Consider the following 22707-nt stretch of genomic DNA (forward strand, 5'->3'; position numbering starts at 1 on the left):
CGGCAGAAGACCTGCCCGCCCACCCTGCGACCGGATCGCCCCAGGAGAGGGGCGCATCCCGTTTCGTCCTTGGGAGGATACCATGAAGAAAACCATCATTTCCGCCGCTCTCGGCGCGCTTGCACTCGGCGTCGCCTTCTCCTCGCCGGCAGCCGCCGAAACCACGGCCTGCCTGATCACCAAGACCGACACCAATCCCTTCTTCGTCAAGATGAAGGAAGGCGCGGAAGCCAAGGCCAAGGAACTCGGCGTGACGCTGAAGGCCTATGCCGGCAAGATCGACGGCGACTCGGAAAGCCAGGTTGCGGCCATCGAGACCTGCATTGCCGACGGCGCAAAGGGCATCCTGATCGCGGCCTCGGACACGAAGGGCATCGTTCCCTCCGTGCAGAAGGCGCGTGAGGCAGGCCTGCTCGTCATCGCGCTCGACACGCCGCTCGAGCCACTCGACAGCGCCGACATGACGTTTGCCACCGACAACCTGCTCGCCGGCGAACTGATCGGAAAATGGGCTGCCGCCACGCTCGGCGACGCCGCAAAGGACGCAAAGATCGCCTTCCTGAACCTCACGCCGTCGCAGCCTTCGGTCGATGTGCTGCGTAACCAGGGCTTCATGAAGGGCTTCGGCATCGACGTGAAGGACATTTCCAAGATCGGCGACGAGGACGATGCCCGCATCGTCGGCCATGACGTGACCAACGGCAACGAGGAAGGCGGCCGCACCGCCATGGAAAACCTTCTCCAGAAGGATCCGTCCATCAACGTCGTGCACACGATCAACGAACCGGCCGCTGCCGGCGCCTATGAAGCGCTGAAGGCCGTTGGCAAGGAGAAGGACGTGCTGATCGTTTCCGTCGACGGCGGTTGCCCGGGCGTGCAGAACGTCGCAGACGGCGTCATCGGCGCGACCTCGCAGCAGTATCCGCTGATGATGGCCGCCCTCGGCATCGAGGCCATCAAAAAGTTTGCCGACACCGGCGAAAAGCCGAAGGCGACCGAAGGCAAGGACTTCTTCGACACGGGCGTGACGCTCGTCACCGACAAGCCGGCAGCAGGCGTCGAATCCATCGACACCAAGGCCGGCAAGGACAAGTGCTGGGGCTAAGGCCCCCGCCGGCCCGGCTTGACCGGGCCGGCTTTCCGCTACGGACGCGGTCTGGGTCGCGGGAAATACCGACCCTGCTTTGACAACAGCAACAAGACATGGGCACCTTTCTTCCCGGGCGACGGCACGAGCCGGTTCACCTTGGGGAGGAGACCGCCCGCAGATGGCGGCAGGTGCGCGAAGCGCCCTACCGATGCGTCCACGCACCATTTCATCCGGCACGCCGCGACGGTCGGCACCGGAAGGGGAGGAAAATCATGAGTGAGACATCGACGGCCTCACAGCCTTCGCAGGAATTCGAGAAGGTGCTATCCGGCAGCGCGACGCAGGTCGCCTCCTTCGATACGCACGACAAGACACCCATCCAGAAATTCCAGCATTTCCTGCACGGCAGCCCCTCCGCGGTGCCGCTGATCGTGCTCGTGATCTCGGTCGCGGTGTTCGGCGCGGTGCTCGGCGGCAAGTTCTTCTCCGCCTTCACGATGACGCTGATCCTTCAACAGGTGGCGATCGTCGGCATCGTCGGCGCGGCGCAGACGCTGGTGATCCTCACCGCCGGCATCGATCTTTCGGTCGGCGCGATCATGGTGCTCTCCTCCGTCGTGATGGGCCAGTTCACCTTCCGCTACGGCCTGCCGCCCTCGCTTGCCGTGCTTTGCGGCCTCGCCTGCGGTGCCCTCTGCGGTTACATCAATGGCCTGCTGGTCGCCCGCATGAAGCTGCCGCCCTTCATTGTCACGCTCGGCATGTGGCAGATCATCCTCGCCTCGAATTTCCTCTATTCGGCCAACGAGACGATCCGCTCGCAGGATATTTCCTCGCAGGCGCCGCTCCTCCAGTTCTTCGGCAACAACATCAAGCTCGGCAGTGCCGTCTTCACCTACGGCGTCATCGCCATGGTGCTACTGGTGGCGCTGCTCTGGTACGTCTTGAACCACACCGCCTGGGGCCGCCATGTCTACGCGGTCGGCGACGACCCCGACGCGGCGGAGCTCGCCGGCGTCAATGTCAAGCGCATGCTGGTCTCGGTCTATACGCTGTCCGGCCTCATCTGCGCGCTGGCTGGCTGGGCCCTCATCGGCCGCATCGGCTCGGTCTCTCCGACCGCCGGCCAGTTCGCCAACATCGAATCGATCACGGCCGTTGTCATCGGCGGCCTCTCGCTCTTCGGCGGACGCGGCTCGATCCTCGGCATGATCTTCGGGGCGCTCATCGTCGGCGTCTTCTCGCTCGGCCTTCGCCTCATCGGCACGGACCCGCAATGGACCTATCTCCTGATCGGCGTCCTCATCATCTCGGCTGTCGCAATCGACCAGTGGATCAGAAAGGTAGCAGGCTGATGGCACTCGAACCCATTCTCACCGCCCGCGGTCTCGTCAAGCGCTACGGCCGCGTCACCGCCCTCGACCATGCCGATTTCGATCTCTATCCCGGCGAGATCCTTGCGGTGATCGGCGACAACGGCGCCGGCAAGTCCTCGATGATCAAGGCGATCTCCGGCGCCGTCACGCCGGACGAGGGTGAAATCCGCCTCGAAGGCAAACCGGTGCATTTCCGCTCGCCGATCGAGGCCCGCGGCGCCGGCATCGAAACGGTCTACCAGAACCTCGCGCTTTCCCCGGCCCTCTCGATCGCCGACAACATGTTCCTCGGCCGCGAGATCCGCAAACCGGGCGTCATGGGCCAGTGGTTCCGCAAGCTTGACCGCACGGCGATGGAGAAGTTCGCCCGCGACAAGCTCTCGGAGCTCGGGCTGATGACCATCCAGAACATCAACCAGGCGGTGGAGACGCTTTCGGGCGGCCAGCGCCAGGGCGTTGCGGTGGCGCGCGCTGCCGCCTTCGGCTCGAAGGTCATCATCCTCGACGAGCCGACGGCGGCGCTCGGCGTCAAGGAAAGCCGGCGCGTGCTGGAACTCATCCTGGACGTCCGCCGTCGTGGCATTCCGATCGTGCTGATCTCGCACAACATGCCGCATGTCTTCGAGGTGGCGGACCGCATCCACATCCACCGGCTCGGCCGGCGGCTCACGGTCATCAACCCGAAGGACTACACCATGTCCGACGCCGTCGCCTTCATGACCGGTGCCAAGCTGCCTGCGGAGGCCATCGCGGCATGACAACGGTCGAAACGATCGTGGACGACCTTCTGCGGCGCGCTGAAAACGCGCGCCGCTTCCTGCTCGGCATTGCCGGTCCGCCGGGTGCCGGAAAGTCGACGCTGGTCGAAGCCGTCAAGGAGCGGCTTCTCGCCCGCGGCGAGACGGCAGAGATCCTGCCGATGGATGGCTTTCATATGGACAATGGCATTCTTTCCGAACGCGGCCTCCTGCCGCGCAAGGGGGCGCCCGAAACCTTCGACGCCCGCGGCTTCATCGATATCGTCACAGCCCTGAAAAGAGCCGAGGACGAAGTGCTCGTGCCGGTCTTCGACCGCACGCGCGAGATCGCCATCAACGCCGCCCGGGCCATTCCGGCCGAAACGCGCTTCGTGCTCGCCGAGGGCAACTATCTGCTGCTGACCGAAACGCCCTGGGATCGGCTGGAAGAAAAATTCGACTTCACCATCTTCGTCGGGCCGCCCTATGCGGTGCTGGAGGAGCGGTTGCGCCGGCGCTGGCTCGGCTACGACCTGCCGGAAGACGAAATCCAGCGCAAGCTCTACGGCAACGACCTGCCGAACGGAAAGCGCATCCTTGAAAATTCCCGCCCGGCGGACCTCACCATCGACATCTTCTGAAACGATTGTCGTTCCGCTCCACGGATGCTATCGCAGCCGCCAGAGAAATCCCGGCAGGAATGCGAGAGCGTTTCACATCCGGGATCGCTGCAAAGCCAAGGGCGGGAGCTACGCCGATGACCACAGAACTCACCATCCGCCGACCGGACGACTGGCATCTGCACCTGCGCGACGGCGCCATGCTCGAAGGCGTGATCGGCGACACCAGCCGCCATTTCGCCCGCGCGATCATCATGCCGAACCTCGTGCCGCCGGTCGTCACCACCGCGGATGCGAGCGCCTATCGCGACCGCATCCTCGCCGCCCTTCCGAAGGGCGACCGGTTCGAACCGCTGATGACGCTCTACCTCACCGAGCACACCGACCCCGACGACGTCGAAGCCGGCTACAGGAGCGGCCTGATCCGTGCCGTCAAACTCTATCCGGCCGGTGCGACGACCAATTCGCATGGCGGCGTGCGCGACATGGACAAGGCCATGCCCGCCCTGGAGCGCATGGCGAAGATCGGTCTGACGCTCTGCGTGCACGGCGAGGTGACGACGCCCGAAGTCGACATCTTCGACCGCGAGGCCGTGTTCATCGAGACCGTGCTTGATTCGCTGCGCACGCGCCTGCCGGAACTGCGTGTCACCATGGAACATGTCACGACGAAGAACGGCATCGACTACATCACGTCCTCCAAGGCAAACCTTGCCGGCTCGATCACCACGCACCACCTGATCATCAACCGCAACGCCATCCTCGTTGGCGGCATCAAGCCGCACTACTACTGCCTGCCCGTCGCAAAACGCGAGGAGCACCGGCTGGCGCTGCGCAAGGCCGCGACGTCGGGCGACAAGCGCTTCTTCCTCGGCACCGATTCGGCGCCGCATGTCGATCCGCTGAAGGAGTGCGCCTGCGGCTGTGCCGGCATCTACACCTCGATCAACACGATGAGCTGCCTTGCCCACGTCTTCGAGGAGGACGGCGCTCTCCCCATGCTCGAAGCCTTCGCCTCGCTGAACGGTCCCGCCTGGTATGGCCTGCCGGTCAACGAGGAGACGATCCGCCTCGTCAAGCGTGCGGAGCCGGTGGCTTTCCCGGCAAAGATCGAAACGGGCGCCGGGCCTGTAACGGTGTTCGACCCGATGTTCCCGCTGCACTGGGACGTCGCCTGAACGGTTCAAAAGGTCGAAGCGGTTCTGCCAGCCGGAACCGCACCGGTCAAAAAGATCAGATGAAGGGGCGGGCCTGCTTGTTCAGTCCCTCCCAGCCGGCCAGCGCCAGAAGACCGTCGCCGTCAAGGATTTCGCATCCCTTGTCCTGCCAGCGCATCAGCTTGCGGTCGGCGAGCTTGCGCAACGTCTTGTTGGTGTGAACGAGCGAGAGGCCGAGCGTATCGGCGACATGCTGCTGGGTGATCGGAATGACCCGCCGCCCGCCGTTGACGCCGGCAGAATGGGCGCGCTGGTGGATGAATGAGAGCAGATAGGCCGTGCGCTCCAGCGCCGAGCGACGGCCGATGCTGAGCAAATGCTCGTCGAGGATGCGCTCCTCATGCGCCGCGATCCAGGTAAGATCATAGGCGAGTGACGCGTGACGCTCGAACAGCCGCTCCAGCTTGGAGCGCTCGAAGACGCAGAGCGTGACCGGCGTGAGCGCCTCGACGGAATGATCCATCTCGCCCATCAGGCTTCCCTGCAGGCCGATGAGATCGCCGGGCAGGAGATAGTTCATGATCTGCCGGCGCCCGTCCGGCAAAAGCTTGTAGCGGAAGGCCCAGCCTGAAAGCACGGTAAAGAGATGGGCGCTGTGCATGCCCTCGACGAGGATCGTGGCGCCGCGCTCGCTGGAAAGCTCGCCGCTCTTGAATTGCGAGACGAAGTCCAGCTCCTTTGCCGAAAAGTCCCGGAAGGTCGAAAGACCGCGCAGGGGACATTGCTGACAGGGCGTGCGCCATCTGGATTGCTGATTGACCGCCGTACCACCCGCCATCACGCCTCCGCCGCGTTTGATCCTGCCCAAACCCATAGGCTGGCCCGGAAAACGTGGCGCATGCGCCGTTGTTCCATCGCACAGGTGCTATGTCTTTTTTAAATGACACTCCCGGGGGGCAAGCCCAAAGTCCGCCTCCCGAACCGCCCCCTCCGGCGGTTTCACATGGACGAGGAGTGCGGCGCCATGAACCATTCACTTCCGCACATCTTGATCGCCGAACGCGAATTCCTGATTGCGCTCGACGCGGAATATCTGATCAAGGCGGCATTGAACTGCCGGACCACCCTGCTGCGGCCGGAACAGCTCGACCAGTGGGATACGGCAGCGCTGGCCGATGTCGACCTCTGCCTGCTCGACATACCGCTGGATGCCACACTGATCACGGAGCGTATCGAACGGCTCGTGGCCAAAGGCGTTCCGCTGCTCTTCACGACCGTCGGTGACATCCATCGCGATGGCGTCGAGGGTTTTGAGGTCATTCCCGTCGTCATGAAGCCGCATGACGCCGAAACGCTGGTCGTCAATGTCAGGAAACGGCTGCGGCCGAGGCCGCAACCATCACAGGAGACAGATCAGAACTGACGGCCAAGTTTGGCATCGACCGAATGGGTGTTGGCACCGCGGATCACGAAATAGAACATGATAAGCGTCCAGAGGATCGATTTTTCCGCACCCATCAGGCCCTCGGCCTGCACGATGCCGTGGAAGTAGACGGTGACGGCGAGCACGATCATTGCCGCGAAGGCGGCAGGACGTGTGAACAGGCCGATCGCGATCAGGATTCCGCCGAAGAATTCAGTCGCGGCGAGCAGCGGCGACCAGAAGGTGCCGGGATAAAAGCCGAGGCTTTCCACCATGCCGCTGGCACCGAAGGGATTGAGGATCTTTCCATAGCCGTGCGTCACGAGAAGCACGCCGGCGGCAACGCGCAGGATCGTTTCCGCGCTTTCGCCGAGCGCGGCATAGATGCTGCCGAGCGAGGGAATGATAAGGCGGGAGCGGGTGGTGGCAAGCTCTGTCATAGGGTCTCCGGTTGATCTGTTGCGGTGCACCACGTCTCCTCCAGGAATCCGGCTGCGACAAGATGTCCGCCAACAAAACATGATAAATTGAGTTGACAATTCTGTGAGGGGACCGCGAGTGGGCGCGTGCCAAGAGGACGCCGCTGCTATATGCTTTTCGCATCGATCAGGAGGTGACCATGACCGGGGAAAAGCCGCGCGTTTCCATTCTCTACTGTACCCAGTGCAACTGGCTGCTGCGCGCCGGCTGGATGGCGCAGGAGCTGCTTTCGACCTTTTCCGATGGACTCGGCGAGGTGGCGCTCATTCCCGGCACCGGCGGCAATTTCGAGATCCGCGTCGGCGAGACCCTGGTCTGGGAGCGCAAGCGCGATGGCGGCTTTCCCGGGCCGAAGGAGCTGAAACAGCGCGTGCGCGACATTATCGAGCCGGGCCGTGACCTTGGCCACACGGACCGTGCCACGAACAGCGGTCAGGGCTGAAACGAAAACGGCGGGCCGAAGCCCGCCGTCCGTGTGACGATCCCCGCCGTGCTCAGCGATAAGGCGAGTAGCACAGACGGTAGACACCGCCGCCGGCATGGTAACGGTTGGTGTAGGGGTCGTAGGTGCGATAGCGATTGGCGCACCAGTTCACATGCGCCCGGCGCCCGCCATAGTAGCGCGGCCGCTCATAGCGTGGTCGTTCATAGCGCGGCCGATAGTAACGGCGCTCGTAACCGCCGTAATAGGGCTCATAGTGGCGGCGATAGTAACGGCGGTCGCAGCCGTCGCCATAGCAGAATTCCACCTGTGCCTTGGTGACGTCGCTTTTCGTCTCCACCTTCATGTCCGGCACGGCAAGCGGAACGGCCTGCGCCGCCCCGATGGGCGCGATCGCGGAGGCAATCCCCATCGCGCAACCGAAAACAAGATTTCGAATCTTCGACATGTGATCCTCACTGTTCTGGCGGGATTTTTCCCTGACACGTCCCTGCTTTGCATTACGTTCACGCATTTTGTTTTATTCATGTCGCGTCCTCCGCAGGATCGGACCGCAAGAAGACATGAGGTGACTGCATGAGCCTGAAATTCGGAACCAGCGGCCTGCGCGGCCTTTCCGCGGATCTCGAAGGGCCGGCCACAGCACTGTATGCCACCGCCTTCGCCCGCCACCTTCTGGCCGCCGGAATCGCCCGGCAGGGCGACGAGATCCTGATCGGCCGTGATTTCCGCGCCTCCAGCCCCGCCATCTCGGCCATCGCCATCGCCGCCCTCGGCAAGGCCGGCTTCTCCCCGCGCGACTGCGGCACGCTACCGACGCCAGCGCTCGCCCTGCTCGGCCTTGCCCGCAAGGCGGCCTGCCTGATGGTGACGGGCTCCCACATTCCCGCCGACCGCAACGGCATCAAGTTCTACCGGCCGGACGGCGAGATCGACAAGGCGGACGAGGCCGCCATCACCGCGGCCGCCGAAACGATTCGCGCCGAGGGGCTCACCTTCGACGCCGCAAGGGAGACCGCCGACGATCTTCATGAGGCCGCGATGGCCCTCTATACCGCACGCAGCCGCACGCTGCTGCCCGAGCAGGCGCTTGCCGGCCTTCGCATCGGGGTCTACCAGCATTCGACGGTCGCACGCGATCTCTTCGTTTCGGTGCTTGCCCATTATGGCGCGGACGTCGTCGCGCTCGGCCGGTCGGAGAGCTTCATTCCCGTCGACACGGAGGCGGTTTCCGCCGAGACGATCGGCCTCCTGCAAGGCTGGGCGGGGGAGCACGGGCTCGCCGCCATCATTTCTGCAGATGGCGATGGGGACCGGCCGCTTGTCACCGACGAGACCGGAACGCCGCTGCGCGGCGACCTCGTCGGCCTCATCGCCTGTCGCTTCCTCGGCGCGACTGCCGTCGCGACACCGGTCACCTCCAATTCTGGAATCGAGGCCGCCGTTTCCGGCACGGTGCTGCGCACCCGGGTCGGCTCGCCCTTCGTGATCGCCGCCATGAACGAGGCAGTCGTGGCCGGTAAAGCCGCTGTCGCCGGCTTCGAGGCCAATGGCGGCACGCTGACGGCAACGCCCCTTGCCGTGAACGGCCACATGCTCAGTGCGCTGCCCACCCGCGACAGCCTGATGCCGGTTCTCGCCGTGCTCGCCCTCGCGGCGGCGGAAAGCCGGCCGCTCTCCGAAATCGCCGCCGGCTTTGCCCTGCCGGCCGCGGCCAGCGACCGGCTGGAAAACATGCCGGTGGAGGCCAGCGCCGCCCTGATGGCGGAACTGCGCGCGGGCGCCGGCCCGCTTGCCGCCTTCCTCGCGCCGATCGGCGTGCCGGCAGCGGTAAGCGACATCGACGGGCTGCGCGTCACCTTGGAGGACGGCAGCGTCATCCACTTCCGCCCCTCCGGCAACGCGCCGGAAATGCGCTGCTATGTCGAAGCGGAGAGCGATGCCGCCGCCGCACGGCTGCTTGCAGCCGGGCTGGAACGGATCCGCGCCTGGGTCACGAACCACTGAGCATTTCGCCTGTCCGGACGTTCTCCACGAAACCGTCGAGGCCATTTGTGGAAAAGACAATTTTTGCCAAGCTGTTGCGAAAACTTCAAAAAGCCTGTTGACACCAGCGAGCGGTCCTTCTACATGCCTCTCCGTCGCCCAGATGGCGGAATTGGTAGACGCGCCAGCTTCAGGTGCTGGTACTCGAAAGGGTGTGGAGGTTCGAGTCCTCTTCTGGGCACCAAATTCCCATTCCGGATTTTCCGGAATATGCAAAAAAGCCCGGCTCCGCCGGGCTTTTTTGTTGTTCGCACCCGGCACCGTTTCGCTTCCTTTCCGGCAAAACAGAATCTTCCGGTTGCGCCCTTGCGTCATGCGCGCGATAGGCACATAAGCCTGCAAAATAATCATCTGCCTTTTTAAGATCAGGATCATCGTGGCCCCGCCTCAACACGATGCCCAAAAACCGGGCAACCTGTCCAAATTTCGGCTGTTCGCACCGATTCTTGCCGGCGCCACCCTCAAGGAGCGCCTGATCGGTTGCGTTGGAGCTCTGGTCGGCATCTGCCTCACCGGCCTCGTCTGCGGCTTCGTGATGGGCCAGGACCCGCATCTGCCCCTGATCGTCGCGCCCATCGGCGCCTCCGCGGTTCTGCTCTTCGCCGTGCCTGCCAGCCCCCTCGCCCAACCCTGGTCGATCGTCGGCGGCAACACGATTTCCGCCTTTGTCGGCGTCACCGTGACCACACTGGTCAGGGATCCGGCCATCGCCATCGGCCTTGCCGTGGCACTGGCGATCCTCGCCATGTCGCTGACCCGCTCGCTGCACCCGCCGGGCGGAGCGGCCGCGCTGACCGCCGTTATCGGCGGGGCGGCGGTCAGCCGGTCGGGCTTCTGGTTTCCGCTCGTGCCGATCGCGATCAACTCTTTGATCCTCGTAGCCCTCGGCATGATCTTCCACCGGCTGGCCGGGCGGCAATATCCACACCGCCAGACTATTGCGCCCGTCAACACGCACAAGACCGCCGATCCGCCCGCCGCCTTCCGCGTCGGCTTCAACAGCGAGGATATCGATACGGCGATCGCCAACCTCAACGAGACGCTGGATGTCAGCCGTGCCGACATCGACACGCTGCTGCGTCAGGTCGAGCTGCAGGCCTTGTTGCGCCAGCGCGGCGAGTTGAGCGCCGCCGACATCATGTCGCGCGATGTGGTGACGGTGACCCGTGATGCCACGGCCGACGAGGCCCGCAGCCTCCTGCTCGACCACGACATCCGCACGCTGCCCGTGCTCGACGCCGACCGGCAGCTTCTCGGCACCGTGGGGCTGCGGGAACTGGCCGCCATGGCGCCGGACGCCCATCTGCCCATTTCCGAGGCGGCGACCGCCCGCCCGTCCGATCCGGCCATCGGCCTGCTGCCGCGGCTGACGGACGGCTCCATCCATGCCGTCGTCGTCGTGGACGACGAGCGCCATGTGGTGGGTATCATTTCCCAGACAGATCTTCTGGCCACACTCGCGAAAAGCCTCTCCCAGACCGGTCCCACGGGCCTGATGGGCGGCCACGGGCAGGGCATCTGACCATGCCCGGACGATGTCAATCGGGCCTGCCGGCACCAGACCGGCGGCCCTTCCAAGAAATGTGAGACCGAGACGAAAGGAGTGTCGCCATGGCGACCGTCGACGAAAAGCTTGAACCGATCCTTGCCCAGGTACTGCAGCGCAATCCTGCCGAACCGGAATTCCACCAGGCTGTGCGCGAGGTCCTGGAAAGCCTCGGGCTCGTCGTCTCCAAACATCCCGGCTACCTGACGGACGCGCTGATCGAGCGCATCTGCGAGCCGGAGCGCCAGATCATCTTCCGCGTACCGTGGGTCGACGACAAGGGTCAGGTACAAATCAACCGCGGCTTCCGCGTGCAGTTCAATTCGGCGCTGGGACCCTACAAGGGAGGCCTGCGCTTCCATCCCTCCGTCAATCTCGGCATCATCAAGTTCCTCGGCTTCGAGCAGATCTTCAAGAACGCGCTGACGGGCCTGCCCATCGGTGGCGGCAAGGGCGGCTCGGACTTCGACCCGAAGGGCCGCTCGGACGGCGAGATCATGCGCTTCTGCCAGTCCTTCATGACGGAACTCTACCGCCATCTCGGCGAGCACACCGACGTGCCGGCAGGCGATATCGGCGTCAGCGGCCGCGAGATCGGCTGGATGTTCGGTCAGTACAAGCGCCTGACCAACCGCTTCGAGGCCGGCGTCTTCACCGGCAAGGGCCTGAGCTACGGCGGCTCGCTGGTGCGCAAGGAGGCGACCGGTTACGGCGCGGTCTATTTCACCCGCGCCATGCTCTCCACCAAGGGTACCGATTTCGAAGGCAAGCGGGTCACCGTCTCGGGCTCGGGCAATGTGGCGATCTACGCCATGGAGCAGGCCATCAAGTATGGCGCCAAGGTCGTGGCCTGCTCGGACAGCAGCGGCTACATCCTCGACGAGGAAGGCATCGACCTCGCACTGGTCAAGGAAATCAAGGAAGTGCGCCGCGAGCGCCTGTCGGAATACGCCCGCGCCAAGACGACCGGCGTGCATTTCATCCCGGCCGGCAAGGGCTCGATCTGGGACGTGCCCTGCGACGTGGCGTTGCCCTGCGCCACGCAGAACGAACTGTCCGGCAAGGACGCCAAGACGCTGATCAAGAACGGTGTCATCGCCGTCGCCGAGGGCGCCAACATGCCCTCGACGCCGGAAGCCGTGCGGGCCTTCCAGGAATCGGGCGTGCTCTTCGGCCCCGGCAAGGCGGCGAATGCCGGCGGCGTTGCCACCTCGGCACTGGAAATGCAGCAGAATGCCAGCCGTGACAGCTGGAGCTTCGAGACGGCCCGCGAGCGCCTCGGCCAGATCATGCAGGGCATCCACGACCGCTGCGCCGAGACGGCGGAAGAATATGGCGCCAAGGGCAACTATGTGCTCGGCGCCAACATTGCCGGCTTCACGCGCGTCGCCGAAGCCATGCGCGCGCAGGGCGTGATCTGATCACCTCTCGCTGAATCTCAGGCAGCCGACGGCCCCGGACCCTGTCCGGGGCCGTTTTCGTTGGCGGGCGTGAAGGCCCGGTCGGCAAGGCCGCCGGCGATGACCCGGAAAGGCGATCGGGCCGCCTCTGCCGGTGCCTCTGGCGCGAGGCCACCGGCTGCCGGCTGGAACAGCACCTTTTCCAGGACGATCCAGTCGCGCCGGCCTTCCGGCCGGTCAAAGGTCATCGCCTGGCCCTCGCGCAGGCCAAGCAGGGCAAGGCCATAGAAGGTCGTGATCGGCAGGAAGGCGCTGCCCGGCGCGTAGGTGCCCGGCAGACACAGGGTTCGGGTATCGGTGAGCCCGCTTTCGCAGCGGAACGTCACCCGTGCATCGATCATCGCGAGATCGGCGGGGATGCACCCGCCGGCAGGCAGGCACCCGCTTGCCAGCTTGCGGTTCAACAGCACCAGCCATTCCTCCGTCAGCGGCGGCCAGTCGCGCAGCATCTTTTCCAGCACATATCCATCTCTTGCCGTGAGCATAGCGGGATTCCGTCCCATAACCATTCTCCATCCTGCCTGCGCGAGCGCGCGGCCTGAAAACCCGTGGTGGAGAAGCCCCCTGGCCGCAGCTGCGGCACAGGGGGTCACGATCCTGCGACGAGGCAGCCTCCGATGCGCCCGGACTGGAGGAAGGACAGGAATTTCACGGCGGAATATCCTCAGGAGGCCTCGGCCGCATCCGGCACCGCGGCATGCACGGCGATGATGCTGAGGCGCCGCACCTTTCCGTCGCGTGCCGCCCATTCGATCGACTGGCCGGCCGAAAGGCCGAGCAAAGCAGCACCGACCGGCGTCAGCACGGAAATGCGATGGCGGGAAATATCGGCGTCCTTCGGAAAGACCAGCTCGGCGGTCTGCGGCGGTTCATCGTCGATACGGAACTCGGCAACCGAGCCCATGCGAATGATGCCGGGCGCCATGCGAGCGTCATCGACGACTTTAGCGCGGTCGAGCTCGGCGGCAAGCTGTTCGGCCGCATGCGGGTCGCGCTCGGCCAGCATGTCGGCAAGGTTCGACAGGCGCGCATGTTCGGAGCGGGCAATGGTGATGGCAGGCGGGCGGATGGCCTTGGTCTTGGCGGTCATGGAAACCTCACGGCACGGGTCTTCGCGGCCCGGCGGGCACGCGGAAAATCGAAGATCTAGGGGGGAATGTCGCGCTTTCCGGTGCAGTTTTCGTGCAGAAACGAAACCGCTATTGCCCCACGGCCGGGGCGCGACGCGACCAAGCCGAGGGGCTAGTGTCCTGCGAGAGGAAACAACCGTTTCAAGAACCGGGCGATGGATTGCGTCATGGTCATGCCACCATGATGGCTTGAGGGCGCGGAGAAAGTCAAGCCGGGCCACGACGGCGCGGCCGAACGCCACCCCTGCGGCGGTCTGCCGGTTTGACAGAAGTCAGGTTCGGGCGGAGAACGCACTATCCCCCACAAGCCGGAGCCATGTCATGATCGAGGACCTTTTCGCCAGGAACAAAGTCTGGTCCGCCGAGCGCAAGGCTGAGAAGGCCGATTATTTCGACCGCCTCGCCAACCTCCAGCAGCCGGACTATCTGTGGATCGGCTGTTCCGACAGCCGCGTGCCGGCCAATGTGATCGCCGGGCTGGAACCGGGCGAGGTCTTCGTGCACCGCAACGTCGCCAACCTTATCCATCCGGCCGACCTCAACATGCTCTCCGTGGTCGAATATGCCGTGCACCAGCTTGGGGTGAAGCACATCATCATCTGCGGGCACTATGGCTGTGGTGGCATCCGCGCTGCCGTCAGCGGCGAGCGTTTCGGCCTGATCGACCATTGGCTTCAACCGATCCGCGATGTGGCGGACCGGCGTTTCGAATGCCGGGAATGTGCGCCCTGGAGAGATGCCGACCTCGACCGGCTCTGCGAGGCCTCGGTCGCTTCGCAGGTGGAGCGGCTGGCCCGCACGCCCACCCTCCAGACGGCCTGGCAGGCCGGCCGCGTGGTTTCCATCCACGGCTGGGTCTACGGCTTGAAGGACGGGCTGCTTTCTGATCTCAAATGTACGATTGGCAGTGGCCAGGGAGGCAAAACCCATGCCGGTGGAGACCAAACGCATCTATGACGACCCCGAACCCACGGACGGGACACGCATCCTCGTCGACCGGCTCTGGCCACGCGGCCTTTCCAAGGAAAAGGCCGGTTTCGACCTCTGGATGAAGGATGTGGCGCCCTCCACGGCGCTGCGCAAATGGTTCGATCACAAGCCGGAGCGCTGGCCGGAATTCCAGGCGCGCTACCGGGAGGAACTGCAGGGCAACCCGGCGCTGGAGGATCTGCGCGAGCGCATTGCGGCTGGCACGGTCACGCTGCTTTACGGCTCGCGCAACCGTGAATTCAACCATGCGGCCGTGCTTGCCGACATTTTGCAGAACGGGATCTAAGGTTCCGCACCGCCCGGCAATGACTGCAAAATTGTTGCTGGCTGACTGCAAGAGAATTCATTTGTCAGAGACCGGTGGGCCGGCCATTTTCTTCTCGTAACATGAGGAGCAGGCATCGATGCCCGAGCGAACGGCGATCGAAGTTCAACCGGAAACCATTGCCGCGGCGCATGGGGTGGCAAGCGATACCGCCTTCGGCGCGGTGGCACCGCCGCTCTACCTTTCCACCACCTACGAGTTTGCGGATTTCGACACCCCGCGCGCCTATGACTACGGCCGCGTCGGCAATCCGACGCGTGATCTGCTGGCGGATGCGATCAGCAAGCTGGAGGGCGGCGCCGGCGCGGTGATGGCGCCGAGCGGCATGGCCGCCGTCGATCTTCTCGTCGGGCGACTTCCCGCCGGCAGCCTGGTCCTTGCACCGCACGACTGCTACGGCGGCACGATGCGCCTGCTCAAGGCGCGCGCCGCGCTCGGCCACCTCTCGCTGCGGTTGGTCGACCAGTCGGATCTCAACGCCTTCAAGGTGACGCTCTGGGACAATCCGGCGCTAGTGCTGATCGAGAGCCCGAGCAACCCGCTGATGCGGGTGGTGGATATCGCCGCCCTCTCCGCGCTGGCGAAGGCCGCCGGTGCGCGCGTCGCCGTCGACAACACCTTCCTCTCGCCCGCCCTGCAAAAACCGCTGTCGCTCGGCGCCGACTATGTGCTGCATTCGACGACGAAGTTCCTCAACGGTCATTCGGACGTCATTGCCGGGGCGGTGATCGCCGCCGATGCGGAGGATGCCCGCGCCCTGAAGCACTGGGCCAACGTGACAGGCGCGACGGCTGCGCCCTTCGATTCCTGGCTGACGCTACGCGGGCTGCGGACCCTCTTTGCCCGTATGGCCGGGCAGGAGCGCAACGCCATGGCGATCGCCGAGCGGCTTTGCGCGCATCCTGCCATTTCCCGGGTGCACTATCCGGGCCTTGCCGACCATCCCGACCATGCGCTCGCCGCCCGCCAGCAACAGGGGTTCGGCGCGATGATGAGCTTCGAGCTTGCCGGCGGCGTCCCGGCGGTACAGGCCTTCGTGAAGAGGGTGCGCTGCTTCACCTTTGCCGAATCGCTCGGCGGCGTCGAAAGCCTCGTCGCCCACCCCGCCACCATGACCCATGTCGACATGGGCGTGGAGGCGCGCGGCAAGGCGGGCATCGGCGACGGGCTGCTCAGGCTTTCCGTCGGGCTCGAACATGTCGATGACCTGCTCACAGGGCTCGAGGCCGGCCTTTCAGGTTGCTGACGCGTTTTCATTCGCAATCGCCCGCGCACACTCTACACTGTCGAAAGGGAGGGCACGATGGAGGCCGATGACGACATTCCCGCGACTTTCGCCTCGCCGGCCTGCTTCATGCACGAAGTCGACCCGACCTATATGGGCCTGCCCGGCCCGCTCGACCGGCAAGCCTGGACGGACGTCAATCGCTGGCGCCGAAACGAACGCGAACGCCTGATCGCCGAGCGCCTCACCGTGCCGGCCGAGCGGCGCGCGCAACAGGGCGAAGCCATCGCTGAAGGCATTCTCGCCGAGATTGGCGATGTCGAGGGGCTCATCGTCAGCGCCTACTGGCCCTTCCGCGGTGAGCCGGACCTGCGGCCGCTGCTTGCCGAGGTCGCAAGACGCGGCGGGCGCACGGCGCTACCCGTCGTCGTCGAGAAGGCGAGGCCGCTGGAATTCCATCTCTGGCAGGCGGGCGATCCGCTTTCCCGTGGCGTCTGGAACATCCCGATACCGGCCGAGCAGAACCGCGTCCTGCCCGATATCGTGCTTTCGCCCGTCGTCGGCTACGATGCCGCCTGCTACCGGCTCGGCTATGGTGGCGGCTTCTTCGACCGGACACTGGCGGCCATGCCGGCACGGCCGCGCGTCATCGGTCTCGGCTACAGCGCGGCACGACTTCCAACGATCTATCCGCAGCTGCACGACATTCCGATGGACCTGATCGTGACGGAAACCGGCATCGTGCGCCCCGCGCCTCAGGCGGGCGTTTCCACCGTGCGTGCATTGACATAGAGCGCCCGGCCGGCAAACCAGCCGTTGACCGCCGCACCGAGGCCGAGCAGCACGAAGAGCACGGCACTCCAGGCAAAGCTGCCGGTCCAGCTGCGGATGAGGCCGACGACCAGTGGGCCGATGGCGGCAAGCAGATAGCCGACGCATTGCGCCATGCCGGACAGATGCGCCGCCACATGCGGATCGCGCGTGCGCAGCACGATGACGGTGAGCGCCACCGCGATCAGCCCGCCCTGCCCGATGCCCTGCAGCACCGCCCAGACCCAGACCGTGGACAGCGGCGCGAAAAGCAGGCCGAGAAGGGCGACGACGGCGAAGCCGCAAAGCACGACGTTGATCAGCCGCTGATCCTTGCCGCGCACGGCGATATGCGGCGCGACGAGGCAGGACGCGGCCTGCACCATGACGGAGACGGACACGATGGCCCCGGCGGTGACGCCATCGAGCCCGCGCTCGCGCAGGATCGGCACCAGCCAGCCGAAGACACAATAGGCGAGCGCCGATTGCAGCCCCATGAAGAGCGTGACCTGCCAGGCGAGCCTGTCGCGCCACAGTCCCTCGACCCGGAAGCCCGAGCGTTTGACTTGCGAGCGCGTCGCCAGCACCTGCGGCAGCCACAGGAAGCCGACGACCAGCGCCGGCAGCGCCCAGACCGCAAGTGCCCCATCGAGCGAACCGCCCAGCGCGTGCTCGATCGGCAAGGTCAGGCCGGCAGCGCTCGCCGCGCCGGCGCAGAGCGCCATCGTGTACCAGCCGGTCATCAGCGCCGCCTTGTCGGGAAAATCGCGCTTGACGAGGCCCGGCAGCAGCACGTTGCCGACTGCGATACAGGCGCCGGCAAGCGCCGTGCCGAGGAAGAGCAGCGGGATCGAGGAGAGGCCGCGCAGCGCCGTGCCGAGCGCCAGCAGGAAGACGACCAGGAGCAGCGTGCGCTCCGTGCCGATGCGCTGGGCAAGGCGCGGCGCCAGCGGCGAGAACAGGCCGAGGCAGACGACCGGCAGCGTCGTCAGGAGGCTGGCACCCGTGGCCGAAAGGCCGAGCGTGTCACGGATTTCCGGCAACAGCGCCGAGGCGCTGGAAAAGACCGGTCGCAGGTTGAAGGCGATGAGCACGAGGCTGGCGCCGAGCAGGAAGCGCGTGACGGCAGCCTTCGGACGCTGCGGCTCGGGCGTCGGCACGCTGTCGGCTTCGGCATCGATCAGGTCGATCGAGCCGGGATCGTTCTTGGCAAGATAGGTCATGACATCAGCAACCGGTCGAGGGCGGAAAGGACGGGTGCCATGAAGCGGCGGACGGCGGCATCGGCAGCGTCCGGACTGCCGCTCTCGATGGCATCGACGATGGCGACATGGGCGGCCATGTCGGGTTCCGGTAACTCCTGGCCAAGGGTCGCATCGATGGTTTCAGCAATCAGCGTCGAGAAGAAATCGTACATGCCGATCAGCACCACGTTCTGCGAGGCGGCGACCACAGCCTGATGGAAGGCGAAATCGCGCGCAATGAAACCGGCCTTGTCACCACTGCCGTAGTCGCCGCGGGCGGCCAGCAAGGCCCGAAGTCCCGCAATGACGGCAGGCGTGTGGCGCAGCGCCGCAAGCCGCGCGGCCTCCGCATCCAGCGCCAGCCGCGCCTCGAACTGGTCGCGTAGCCCCGCGCGCCGGGCCATACCGAGCGGGCGCACGCTATCGGCCGTCGAGAGCACATAAGTTCCCGAGCCCTGCCGGGTTTCGAGATACCCCTGCGAGACGAGCACGCGCACGGCCTCGCGCACCGTGCCGCGGCTGACGGAGAGCATGGCCGAGAGTGCCGCTTCGTTCGGCAGCTTCTCGCCCACCGTCCAGCGATGCTCCAGGATTTCGGTACGGATCGCCTCGACGGCGGTGTCGGCGAGATTGGTCTTGCTGAGGGCACGCATGGATTCAATCACAAAGTCATCAGATGACTTTGTGATTATCTCTCTTTCCTCGGGCCGTCAAAGGGAATCGGCCAGCCCATCTATGAGCCGGCCGATGATGCGTGGCAGATAAAATCCTTAGCCGGCTATAATGGGCGTTGTACGGGCCGCCAGCCAGTCGGCGACCTCCGGCTCCAGCAAGCCATCCATCGCCGCGGCGACCTCGGCGTGGTAGACATCGAGCCAATGGCGCTCGGCCTCCGTCAGGCTGCCGAGATCGGCAAGGCGCAGATCGATCGGCACCAGCGTCAGCGTCCGGAAACGCAGGAAACCGTCCGTATCGGCGACGACTTCCACCTGGTTTTCGATGCGGATGCCGTATTCGCCGGCCTTGTAGTAGCCGGGCTCGATCGTCGTCACCATGCCGGGGGCGAGCACGATCTCGTTGATGCGGCGGTCGAAACGCTGCGGCTGCTCGTGAACCGAAAGGAAATGGCCGACACCGTGGCCGGTCCCATGGTCGTAGTCGAGACCGAGATCCCAGAGCGGACGCCGGGCAAAAGCATCGACCTGATGACCGCAGGTGCCGACGGGGAATTTCAACGACATCATCGAGATGAAACCCTTCAGCACGGCGGTGTAGCTGCGCCGGACATCCTCGCCGACAGGCGCGAATGCGGTGGTGCGCGTGGCGTCTGTCGTGCCGGAAAGATACTGGCCGCCGGAATCGAGCAGATAGACACTCTTGGCGGAGATCGGCGCGCTGCTCACGGCGCTCGCCGCATAGTGGCACATGGCGGCATGGCCGGCGGCCGCCGAGATGGAGCGGAAGCTCGGCTCGACGAAGATCTCGGACATCTGCCGGAAGGCGAGGATGCGCTCTTCCGCCTCCAGCTCGGTTATCGGCCGGCCGCCCGCTTCACGCTCGACTGCATGCCGTTCCAGCCAGGCGAAGAAGCGGATCCAGGCCGCGCCATCGAGGCGGTGGCAGTCGCGGAAGCCGGCAAGCTCGACCGGGTTCTTGACCATCTTGGCGAGCGTGACGGGGCTGCGGGCAAGCCGCACCGTGCCGCCTGCCGACCGCACCGCGTGGGCGACGGCCGATGGCGCGAAGGCCGGATCGAGCAGCAGGGTGCGGCCGGGCGCAGCGGCGCGAGCGCGCTCGATCAACGTTTCCGGCGCAGCCATGGTCACGCCATCGAGCTCGAAATCAGCAAGATCGTTCGGCAGCTTGCGGTGATCGACCAGCCATTCGGCCGTGCCCGCCCGGTCGAAGATCAGGAAGGACTGCGGCATGGGATTGAAGGCGACATCGCTGCCGCGCACGTTGAGGAACCAGGCAATGTTGTCCGGCTGGGTTTCGACGAGGAAGTCCGCGCCCTCCTTCGCCAGCATGGCGGCGATGCGCCCCTTCTTCTCAGCCACCGTCTCACCGGCATGGGAAAGCGGAAAGGCCATGATCTTGCCGAGCGGGCGTTCCGGCTGGTCGGCCCAGATCGCATCGACGAGATCGCCCGAGACCGGCACCCAGTGGCCGCCCGCGGCCTCGACGGAGATACGGCAATCCGCATCCCAGGTGGAGGGCAGCAGCATGGCGTTGAAACCGACGCGCTCGCCGGAGCGCAGGTTCTTCGCCAGCCAGTCCTTCAACGGCGCATCGTAAAAATGCTCGATGGAGAACAGGTCCTGGTCGATCTCCTCGCGCACCTGCACCTGATAGCGGCCATCGACGAAGATCGCCGCGCGGTCGCGCATGACGATGGCAACACCCGCCGAGCCGGAAAAGCCGGTGACATGGGCAAGGCGATTGTCATGGGCGGCGCAATATTCGCCCTGGTGCTCGTCGAAGCGCGGAATGACATAGCCGTCGAGCCCTTCCTCCGCGAGTCTTGCGCGAAGGGCGGCGACGGGGCCGGCGGTCTGCGGCCGGGTTTTCGGGGTCATGGCAGTGTCCTTGGATTGCAACGGAGAGGGATTTCAGGTGCCCGGCAGCGCGTCCGCGAAGTGGCAGGCCGCAAGGCCCGCACCGGCCGGCCGGAGCGCCGGCTTCTCACGCCGGCAGATCTCACCGGCATGCGGGCAGCGCAGATGGAAGGGGCAGCCCGGCGGCACATTGAGCGGCGATGGCAATTCGCCGGCGATGGCAGGCTTGCGCCGGCGTTTTCCGGGATCGAGCGAGGGGGCGGCGGCAAGCAGCGCGCGGGAATAGGGATGCACGGGATTGGCGAAGAGCGGACCGGACGGGCCGATCTCGACGATGGCGCCGAGATAGATGACGGCGACGCGGTGCGAGACGTGGCGGACGAGCCGGAGGTCATGCGCGACGAAGAGCACTGTCAGGCCGAGCGTATCCTGCAGCTCCATCAGAAGGTTGACGACCTGCGCCTGGACGGAGACGTCGAGCGCGGAGACCAGCTCGTCGGCGACGAGGCAGGCGGGCTCCAGCGAAAGCGCGCGGGCAATGCCGATGCGCTGGCGCTGGCCGCCGGAAAACTCGTGCGGGTACTTGTCCGCCGCCCCCTCGGGCAGGCGCACGAGATCCAGCAGCTCCTCGACACGCCGGCCGACCGCCGCGCCGCTGCGCATGCCGTGTACGGTGATCGCCTCCTCCAGCGTGTCGCGCACCGTCATGCGGGGATTGAGCGAGGTATAGGGGTCCTGGAACATCATCTGGACACGGCGGTTGTAGGCGCGCCGCTTTGCGCCCCGGAGGCCGACGACGCTTTCGCCCTCGAAGAGGATGTCGCCCGAGGTCGGCCGGTTGAGGCCGGCGATGCAGCGGGCGAGCGTGGACTTGCCGCACCCCGATTCGCCGACGATGCCGAGCGTCTCGCCGGGCATGACATCGAGCTCGACGCCGTTCAGCGCCGAGACGACCTTTCGCGGCCGGCGCGCGACGGTATCGGCGAGCGAGCGGGGTTTTGCGAATGTCATCGACAGATCGCGGATGGAGAGAAGTGGGGCAAGGCTCATTGGGCTGCCCCCCGTGCCGAGAAAAAGGCCGCGGCTTCGGGGAGCCGGTGGCAGGCGACGAGCCTCCCACCCGAAAGCGCGGCAAGCGGGGGCCGGACATTCCGGCAATCAGGCCCGGCGACCGGGCAACGCGCCGTGAAGGCACAGCCCGCCGGCATGGCGGAGAGCGCAGGCGGCGCGCCGGGAATGGAATAGAGCGGCGTGCGCGGCGGCACGTCGCGCGGGATGGAGCGCAGGAGGCCGAGCGTGTAGGGGTGTCGGGCATGCCCGATCACCGCCGCCGTCTCGCCGGTCTCGCAAAGCCGTCCGCCATACATGACCGCGACGCGGTCGCAGGTCTCCGCCACCACCGCCATGTCATGGGTAACGAGGATCATCGCCATGCCGAGTTCTTCGGCGAGCGACTGGATGAGGCGAAGGATCTGGTCCTGGATCGTCACGTCGAGCGCCGTCGTCGGCTCGTCGGCAAGAAGCAGGCGCGGATTGGAGGCGAGCGCGATGGCGATCATCACCCGCTGGCGCATGCCGCCGGAAAATTCGTGCGGATAGTCGCCGAGCCGGCTGCGCGCGGCAGGAATACCGACCATGTCGAGCAATTCGACGGCGCGGGCCTTGCGGGCACGGGCGTCGAGATCCGTATGGGCGACGAGGTTTTCCTCGATCTGCAGGCCGACCGTCAAAAGCGGGTTGAGCGAGGACATCGGCTCCTGGAAGATCATGGCGATCTCTCGCCCGCGCACGGCCCGCAGACGCGCCTCGTCCAGTGCGGCAAGATCGCGGCCCTTCCAGAGGATTTCCCCGAAGACCCGGCCGCGGGGCTGCACGATGCCGAGGATCGAGCGCAGCGTGATGCTCTTGCCCGAGCCGGATTCGCCGACGAGGCCGAGGATCTCGCCTTCGCGGACCTCGAAGGAAACTCCATCGACGGCGACGAGGGGATGCGCGGCGGGACCGAATTCGGTGCGCAGGTTCCGCACCGCAAGAACGACCGGTTTTTCCAT

Annotated in this window: 24 protein-coding genes and 1 tRNA gene; 15 read left to right on the forward strand and 10 right to left on the reverse strand. The window is 65.6% G+C overall.

The window, feature by feature from the left end; genetic code table 11:
- Positions 1-82: 82 nt before the first annotated feature.
- The 5 genes from EXZ48_RS20485 to pyrC all read left to right on the forward strand — a co-directional run bounded on the left by EXZ48_RS20485 (position 83) and on the right by pyrC (position 5001).
- Complete coding sequence (locus EXZ48_RS20485; protein WP_023514907.1) at positions 83-1105, forward strand: sugar ABC transporter substrate-binding protein; 1023 nt, start codon at positions 83-85, stop codon at positions 1103-1105.
- Positions 1106-1362: 257 nt separating this feature from the next.
- The gene (locus EXZ48_RS20490; RefSeq protein WP_023512746.1) at positions 1363-2445 is read left to right on the forward strand and encodes an ABC transporter permease; all 1083 of its coding nucleotides are present in this window, start codon (positions 1363-1365) and stop codon (positions 2443-2445) included.
- Positions 2445-3224: an ATP-binding cassette domain-containing protein gene (locus tag EXZ48_RS20495; RefSeq protein WP_023512747.1), complete on the forward strand. Its 780-nt coding sequence runs from the start codon at positions 2445-2447 to the stop codon at positions 3222-3224. Before EXZ48_RS20490 ends, EXZ48_RS20495 begins: the two co-directional genes overlap by 1 nt.
- Positions 3221-3844 carry a nucleoside triphosphate hydrolase gene (locus tag EXZ48_RS20500; RefSeq protein ID WP_050742738.1) on the forward strand — a complete coding sequence of 208 codons (624 nt, stop codon included), beginning with the start codon at positions 3221-3223 and terminating at the stop codon, positions 3842-3844. The genes EXZ48_RS20495 and EXZ48_RS20500 overlap by 4 nt, the downstream gene beginning before the upstream one ends.
- A 116-nt stretch (positions 3845-3960) precedes the next feature.
- The gene (gene pyrC, locus EXZ48_RS20505; protein WP_130517937.1) at positions 3961-5001 is read left to right on the forward strand and encodes a dihydroorotase; all 1041 of its coding nucleotides are present in this window, start codon (positions 3961-3963) and stop codon (positions 4999-5001) included.
- A 55-nt stretch (positions 5002-5056) separates the two neighbouring features.
- On the opposite strand, the gene EXZ48_RS20510 is transcribed toward pyrC, so the two are convergent.
- Entirely contained in the window at positions 5057-5818 is a 762-nt protein-coding gene (locus EXZ48_RS20510; RefSeq protein ID WP_023512750.1) for a Crp/Fnr family transcriptional regulator, read from the reverse strand.
- A gap of 186 nt (positions 5819-6004) precedes the next feature.
- Here EXZ48_RS20510 and EXZ48_RS20515 point away from each other — a divergent pair, with 186 nt between their 5' ends.
- On the forward strand, positions 6005-6403 hold the full coding sequence (locus EXZ48_RS20515) for a hypothetical protein (protein WP_130517939.1): 399 nt from the start codon (positions 6005-6007) through the stop codon (positions 6401-6403).
- Here the strand turns inward: EXZ48_RS20515 and EXZ48_RS20520 are convergent.
- Positions 6394-6843, reverse strand: coding sequence for a DoxX family protein (locus tag EXZ48_RS20520; RefSeq protein ID WP_130517941.1), 450 nt, complete (start codon positions 6841-6843; stop codon positions 6394-6396). The genes EXZ48_RS20515 and EXZ48_RS20520 overlap by 10 nt on opposite strands.
- 179 nt (positions 6844-7022) lie before the next feature.
- On the opposite strand from EXZ48_RS20520, the gene EXZ48_RS20525 reads away from it, so the two are divergent.
- Positions 7023-7325, forward strand: coding sequence for a SelT/SelW/SelH family protein (locus EXZ48_RS20525; protein WP_130517943.1), 303 nt, complete (start codon positions 7023-7025; stop codon positions 7323-7325).
- A 52-nt stretch (positions 7326-7377) separates the two neighbouring features.
- Here EXZ48_RS20525 and EXZ48_RS20530 read toward each other — a convergent pair whose 3' ends face one another.
- Positions 7378-7773 (reverse strand): BA14K family protein, encoded by a 396-nt coding sequence (locus EXZ48_RS20530; RefSeq protein ID WP_023513980.1) that lies wholly within the window; start codon positions 7771-7773, stop codon positions 7378-7380.
- A 128-nt stretch (positions 7774-7901) separates the two neighbouring features.
- Between EXZ48_RS20530 and EXZ48_RS20535 the strand changes: the two genes are divergently transcribed.
- The 4 genes from EXZ48_RS20535 (at position 7902) to gdhA (ending at position 12338) form a co-directional block, all read left to right on the forward strand.
- On the forward strand, positions 7902-9332 hold the full coding sequence (locus EXZ48_RS20535; protein ID WP_130517945.1) for a phosphomannomutase: 1431 nt from the start codon (positions 7902-7904) through the stop codon (positions 9330-9332).
- Positions 9333-9468: 136 nt separating this feature from the next.
- Positions 9469-9555 (forward strand) — tRNA-Leu (locus EXZ48_RS20540).
- Between the two features lie 186 nt (positions 9556-9741).
- Positions 9742-10893: an HPP family protein gene (locus EXZ48_RS20545; protein WP_081870497.1), complete on the forward strand. Its 1152-nt coding sequence runs from the start codon at positions 9742-9744 to the stop codon at positions 10891-10893.
- An 89-nt stretch (positions 10894-10982) separates the two neighbouring features.
- The gene (gdhA, locus tag EXZ48_RS20550) at positions 10983-12338 is read left to right on the forward strand and encodes an NADP-specific glutamate dehydrogenase (protein ID WP_023514799.1); all 1356 of its coding nucleotides are present in this window, start codon (positions 10983-10985) and stop codon (positions 12336-12338) included.
- A 17-nt stretch (positions 12339-12355) separates the two neighbouring features.
- Here the strand turns inward: gdhA and EXZ48_RS20555 are convergent, their stop codons facing one another.
- Both EXZ48_RS20555 and rnk read right to left on the reverse strand, forming a co-directional pair.
- Entirely contained in the window at positions 12356-12862 is a 507-nt protein-coding gene (locus tag EXZ48_RS20555) for a hypothetical protein (protein WP_130517947.1), read from the reverse strand.
- 179 nt (positions 12863-13041) lie between these two features.
- Positions 13042-13467 carry a nucleoside diphosphate kinase regulator gene (gene rnk / locus EXZ48_RS20560; protein WP_130517949.1) on the reverse strand — a complete coding sequence of 142 codons (426 nt, stop codon included), beginning with the start codon at positions 13465-13467 and terminating at the stop codon, positions 13042-13044.
- Between the two features lie 361 nt (positions 13468-13828).
- Between rnk and EXZ48_RS20565 the strand changes: the two genes are divergently transcribed.
- The 4 genes from EXZ48_RS20565 (at position 13829) to EXZ48_RS20580 (ending at position 16839) form a co-directional block, all read left to right on the forward strand.
- On the forward strand, positions 13829-14464 hold the full coding sequence (locus EXZ48_RS20565) for a carbonic anhydrase (RefSeq protein WP_130517951.1): 636 nt from the start codon (positions 13829-13831) through the stop codon (positions 14462-14464).
- Positions 14436-14783: a DUF488 domain-containing protein gene (locus EXZ48_RS20570; protein ID WP_130517953.1), complete on the forward strand. Its 348-nt coding sequence runs from the start codon at positions 14436-14438 to the stop codon at positions 14781-14783. Before EXZ48_RS20565 ends, EXZ48_RS20570 begins: the two co-directional genes overlap by 29 nt.
- A 118-nt stretch (positions 14784-14901) precedes the next feature.
- Entirely contained in the window at positions 14902-16068 is a 1167-nt protein-coding gene (gene metB, locus EXZ48_RS20575) for a cystathionine gamma-synthase (protein ID WP_130517955.1), read from the forward strand.
- Between the two features lie 57 nt (positions 16069-16125).
- Positions 16126-16839 carry a 5-formyltetrahydrofolate cyclo-ligase gene (locus EXZ48_RS20580; protein ID WP_130517957.1) on the forward strand — a complete coding sequence of 238 codons (714 nt, stop codon included), beginning with the start codon at positions 16126-16128 and terminating at the stop codon, positions 16837-16839.
- On the opposite strand, the gene EXZ48_RS20585 is transcribed toward EXZ48_RS20580, so the two are convergent.
- From EXZ48_RS20585 to EXZ48_RS20605, 5 genes are all read right to left on the reverse strand, one after another.
- Positions 16803-18080 (reverse strand): MFS transporter, encoded by a 1278-nt coding sequence (locus tag EXZ48_RS20585; RefSeq protein ID WP_130517959.1) that lies wholly within the window; start codon positions 18078-18080, stop codon positions 16803-16805. The genes EXZ48_RS20580 and EXZ48_RS20585 overlap by 37 nt on opposite strands.
- The gene (locus EXZ48_RS20590; protein ID WP_130517961.1) at positions 18077-18754 is read right to left on the reverse strand and encodes a FadR/GntR family transcriptional regulator; all 678 of its coding nucleotides are present in this window, start codon (positions 18752-18754) and stop codon (positions 18077-18079) included. Before EXZ48_RS20590 ends, EXZ48_RS20585 begins: the two co-directional genes overlap by 4 nt.
- Before the next feature lie 117 nt (positions 18755-18871).
- Positions 18872-20677 (reverse strand): aminopeptidase P family protein, encoded by a 1806-nt coding sequence (locus EXZ48_RS20595; RefSeq protein ID WP_130517963.1) that lies wholly within the window; start codon positions 20675-20677, stop codon positions 18872-18874.
- Positions 20678-20710: 33 nt separating this feature from the next.
- Positions 20711-21706, reverse strand: coding sequence for an ABC transporter ATP-binding protein (locus EXZ48_RS20600; protein WP_130517965.1), 996 nt, complete (start codon positions 21704-21706; stop codon positions 20711-20713).
- Positions 21703-22707, reverse strand: coding sequence for an ABC transporter ATP-binding protein (locus EXZ48_RS20605; protein ID WP_245462232.1), 1005 nt, complete (start codon positions 22705-22707; stop codon positions 21703-21705). Before EXZ48_RS20605 ends, EXZ48_RS20600 begins: the two co-directional genes overlap by 4 nt.

The sequence above is a fragment of the Shinella sp. JR1-6 genome (genome assembly GCF_004284735.1).
In the GTDB taxonomy this organism is placed as follows: Bacteria; Pseudomonadota; Alphaproteobacteria; order Rhizobiales; family Rhizobiaceae; genus Shinella.